Source organism: Pseudomonas sp. K5002, from assembly GCF_013386655.1.
In the GTDB taxonomy this organism is placed as follows: Bacteria; Pseudomonadota; Gammaproteobacteria; order Pseudomonadales; family Pseudomonadaceae; genus Aquipseudomonas.
The window spans coordinates 1-3,481 of sequence record NZ_JACARK010000163.1; the positions used below are offsets into that span (position 1 = coordinate 1).

The 3,481-nt window shown below is 59.1% G+C and carries 5 protein-coding genes; 1 reads left to right on the top strand and 4 read right to left on the bottom strand.

What is annotated here, in order from left to right:
• From HX846_RS09065 to HX846_RS09080, 4 genes are all read right to left on the bottom strand, one after another.
• A partial coding sequence (locus tag HX846_RS09065) for a DUF4880 domain-containing protein (RefSeq protein WP_178965291.1) occupies positions 1 to 219 on the bottom strand: 219 nt, incomplete at its 3' end.
• Positions 216 to 755: an RNA polymerase sigma factor gene (locus HX846_RS09070; RefSeq protein ID WP_087692632.1), complete on the bottom strand. Its 540-nt coding sequence runs from the start codon at positions 753 to 755 to the stop codon at positions 216 to 218. The genes HX846_RS09065 and HX846_RS09070, both read right to left, overlap by 4 nt.
• Positions 756 to 961: 206 nt before the next feature.
• Positions 962 to 1,849, bottom strand: coding sequence for a dihydrodipicolinate synthase family protein (locus HX846_RS09075; protein ID WP_178965292.1), 888 nt, complete (start codon positions 1,847 to 1,849; stop codon positions 962 to 964).
• 28 nt (positions 1,850 to 1,877) lie between these two features.
• Positions 1,878 to 2,660, bottom strand: coding sequence for an aldolase (locus HX846_RS09080; protein ID WP_003209128.1), 783 nt, complete (start codon positions 2,658 to 2,660; stop codon positions 1,878 to 1,880).
• 104 nt (positions 2,661 to 2,764) lie between these two features.
• Here HX846_RS09080 and HX846_RS09085 point away from each other — a divergent pair, with 104 nt between their 5' ends.
• On the top strand, positions 2,765 to 3,307 hold the full coding sequence (locus tag HX846_RS09085; protein ID WP_003209127.1) for a helix-turn-helix domain-containing protein: 543 nt from the start codon (positions 2,765 to 2,767) through the stop codon (positions 3,305 to 3,307).
• Positions 3,308 to 3,481 lie beyond the last annotated feature (174 nt).

The following is a 3,481-nucleotide window of genomic DNA, read 5'->3' on the forward strand; positions in this document are numbered from 1 at the left end:
CGGTTTGTTCAGTTGCTGCAACTGGGCCAGGTCGGCCCACAGCTGTTCGAATTCGGCGTAGGCGCGGGCATTGGCCGGCTCGGACTGCCAGGCGGCAAACGCCTTGCGGTCGGCGCGACCGGCGTCATTGCGGTTGCGCGCAAACCAGCTGGCGGCCTGGGCATCGATGGAGTCGCTGGCCTCGATGTCACAGGTGTCGATGTCGCTCAGGCGGGTCATTCTGGCTGCTCCTTGCCCTGTTCTTGTTGAAGTCGCTGCTTGCAATGCAGCAAGGCAAAAGCGATGTGCTTTTCCACCATGCTGACCGAAACGCCCATGCGCTCGGCGATCTGCGCCTGGCTCAGGCCTTCGAAGCGGTGCAGCATAAGGGCTTCTCGTCTTCTCGGCGAGAGTTCAGAGAGGACTTCTTTCAACTGTTCCAGGCGTTGCAGGCGTTGCGCGGCGGCCATGGGATCGTCTCGCGAGTCGCTGACAGGTTCGGCATCCAGTTCGGCCTGCTGCTGGTGGACGGTGTGCCGCACCTTCTGTTTGCGCCAGTGATCGCGCAGCAGATTGCGCGCCATCTGGAACAGAAACGCCCGTGGCTGCTCGACCTGGGCCCGGTCGCGGTAGTCCAGCCATTGGGTGAAGACATCCTGGGTCATGTCTGCCGCGTCGCTGGCGTTGTCCGTGCGTTTACGCAGGAAATGCAGGATATCTGCATAAAACCCGCGAAAGGCATCGGCCGACAGCGGGTCGGGCTTGGGACGAGACATGGATATCCTTCTTGACGAAGCACGACGTGGAAAAGTCGTGAATGATATCGAGAATTATTGTCATTTGTCTCTATTGAAAATCCAAGGTTGGATGCGGACTAAATGTGGGAGCGGGCTTGCTCGCGAAGGCGGTGAGTCAGTCGACCTATTAATTGACTGACCCACCGCCTTCGCGAGCAAGCCCGCTGCCACATTTGGATTGCGTTTCAGCGCAACAGGGTCAGTAGCTCTTGCAACTGAACACGGCCTGCCTCAGCCAGCGGAAACACCGGCAGCCGTGGATCCCCCGACTCCAGGCCCGTCAGCCGCAAACCGGCCTTGATCGTCGCCGGCAAGCCACCTTTGAGGATGAAATCCAGCAACGGCAACTGGCGATAAAACAGCTCCCGCGCTTTCTCCAGGTCATTGGCCAAAACGGCTTCATACAAATCCAGGTTGAGCTGAGGAATCAGATTCGGCGCCGCCGTGCACCAACCTTTCGCACCCGCCGCAAACGCCTCCAGTGCCAGCGGATTGCAGCCGTTGTAGAACGGCACCTGGCCCTCGCTGCGCCGGTGCAATTGATGCATGCGCTGAATATCCCCGGTGCTTTCCTTGACCATGGTCACGTTGTCGACGCTGTTGACGATGCGCAGGATCAAGTCCACCGACATGTCGGTGCCACTGGTGGCCGGGTTGTTGTAGAGCATGATCGGCACGCCGATGCTGTCGCCAATGGCTGCATAGTGGGCGAGGATTTCCGCCTCGCTGAGTTTCCAGTACGAGGCCGGCAATACCATTACCACGTCCGCGCCGTGGGCCTCGGCAAACTGCGCACGACGCACGGCCTTGGCGGTGGTCAGGTCGGAGACGCTGACGATGGTCGGCACACGCTGGCCAACCTTCTGGATGCTGTAGGCGGCGACTTCATCCCACTCTGCATCACTGAGATAGGCGCCTTCGCCGGTGCTGCCCAACGGTGCGATAGCGTGCACGCCGCTGTCGATCAGGCGGTCGATCGAAAGGCCCAGGGCGTCGAGGTCAAGGCGCTGGCCGTCCGCGCTGAACGGGGTGATGGTGTAGCCGATAATGCCGTGAATAGAAGGGCTGGACATGCAAAAGTCTCCGGTCGAAAAAGGGGGTTCAGTTCAGGCAATCGGCGTGTTGGCGCAGGTTCTGCCGAGCGTAGTAGTTGAACGCGGCGCCGTGGCGCTTGGGCTTGGAAATCCAGTCATGGGCTTCACGGCCCAGTTCCGGCAGGATCGGCTTGATCGTGCCGGCGGCCATCGCCAGCAGCTGCAACTTGGCCGCGCGCTCGATCAACTGTGCGATCACACAGGCTTCCTCGATGCTCGCCCCAGTGGACAATTGGCCGTGGTGGGAAAGCAGAATCGCGCGTTTATCCCCCAGGGCAGCGGTGATGATTTCACCTTCTTCGTTGCCCACCGGCACCCCGGGCCAGGCTTCGAGGAATGCGCAATCTTCGTACAACGGGCAGAGGTCCATGTGGGACACCTGCAACGGCACTTCCAGCATCGACAACGCAGCGATGTGGGTCGGGTGAGTGTGGATGATGCAGTTCACGTCCGGGCGACCGCGGTACACCCAGCTGTGAAAACGGTTGGCCGGGTTGGGCATGCCATGGCCTTCCAGCACCTCCAGGTCTTCGTTGACCAGCAATAGGTTGCTGGCGGTGATCTCATCAAAACCCAGGCCCAGTTGTTGGGTGTAGTAGGTGCCAGGCGTCGGGCCGCGTGCGGTGATCTGCCCGGCGAGGCCGGAGTCGTGGCCGTTTTCGAACAGGATCCGGCAGGTCAACGCCAGCTTTTGCCGGTCGGTCCACGTATTATCCGCCAGGGTGTTTTGCATCTGGGTCAGCGCCTGCTTGACCAGTTGGTCTTTCGGGAGTGCTAATGTCTTGGCCATATCAGTGTCCTTGTTCGTCGCAAATGACACTAAAGAGACTATATGACACAAAGTGTCATTAGCAAGCATTCATCATCGCCTCTTTAATGGATTAACCGCTGCGCATGTCTATCCGTTTGAAAATATTGAGAAAAAAACTTGGTGTGACATTGGAGTCGCTCGCGGAAAAATCCGGGATGACCAAGAGTTACCTGTCGAAAGTCGAGCGGGGGTTGAATACGCCGTCGATTGCGGCGGCGCTGAAACTGGCCAAGGCGTTGAATGTGAAGGTCGAAGAATTGTTCAGCGAGGACAATGTCAGCCTCGACAGCTACAGCCTGGTGCGCAGCCACGAACGGCAGGCGTTGTCGGGCACCGATGCATCACCGGGTTACGCGGTGCTGGCGCATCAGGTCAGTGAGCGTAGTTTGTTGCCGTTCATCATTTACCCGCCGGCGGAGTTCACCGACAAGACCTTCAAGGAACATTTGGGGGAGGAGTTTTTGTTTGTGCATGAAGGTCAGGTTGAGGTGGATTTCATGAGTGAGCGGGTGGTGTTGAATCGGGGGGATGCTTTGCATTTCAATGCGCAGAAGCCGCATCGGATTCGGTCGGTGGGGGAGGTTCAGGCGCAGCTTTTGGTGGTGGTGCATAGTGCTGAGGGGTGATGGTGGGGGTGGGGGCATATCCGTTATTTGGGTGATGGCTTATATTGGTTCCGCTCTTACAGCGGCTCACTTTTGAACAGCGCAAAAGTAAGCAAAACGCTCTTGCCCCACCACTCGGCACCTCGCCTAGGCTCGGTGTGCCCTCACTCCGGCTTTGGACCGTGGGCCGCCGTC

Bases quoted from the DNA above. Each gene is read 5' to 3' on its own strand.
- HX846_RS09080 (WP_003209128.1), bottom strand. From the start codon at position 2,660: ATGGCCAAGACATTAGCACTCCCGAAAGACCAACTGGTCAAGCAGGCG.
- HX846_RS09085 (WP_003209127.1), top strand. From the start codon at position 2,765: ATGTCTATCCGTTTGAAAATATTGAGAAAAAAACTTGGTGTGACATTG.
- HX846_RS09070 (WP_087692632.1), bottom strand. From the start codon at position 755: ATGTCTCGTCCCAAGCCCGACCCGCTGTCGGCCGATGCCTTTCGCGGG.
- HX846_RS09075 (WP_178965292.1), bottom strand. From the start codon at position 1,849: ATGTCCAGCCCTTCTATTCACGGCATTATCGGCTACACCATCACCCCG.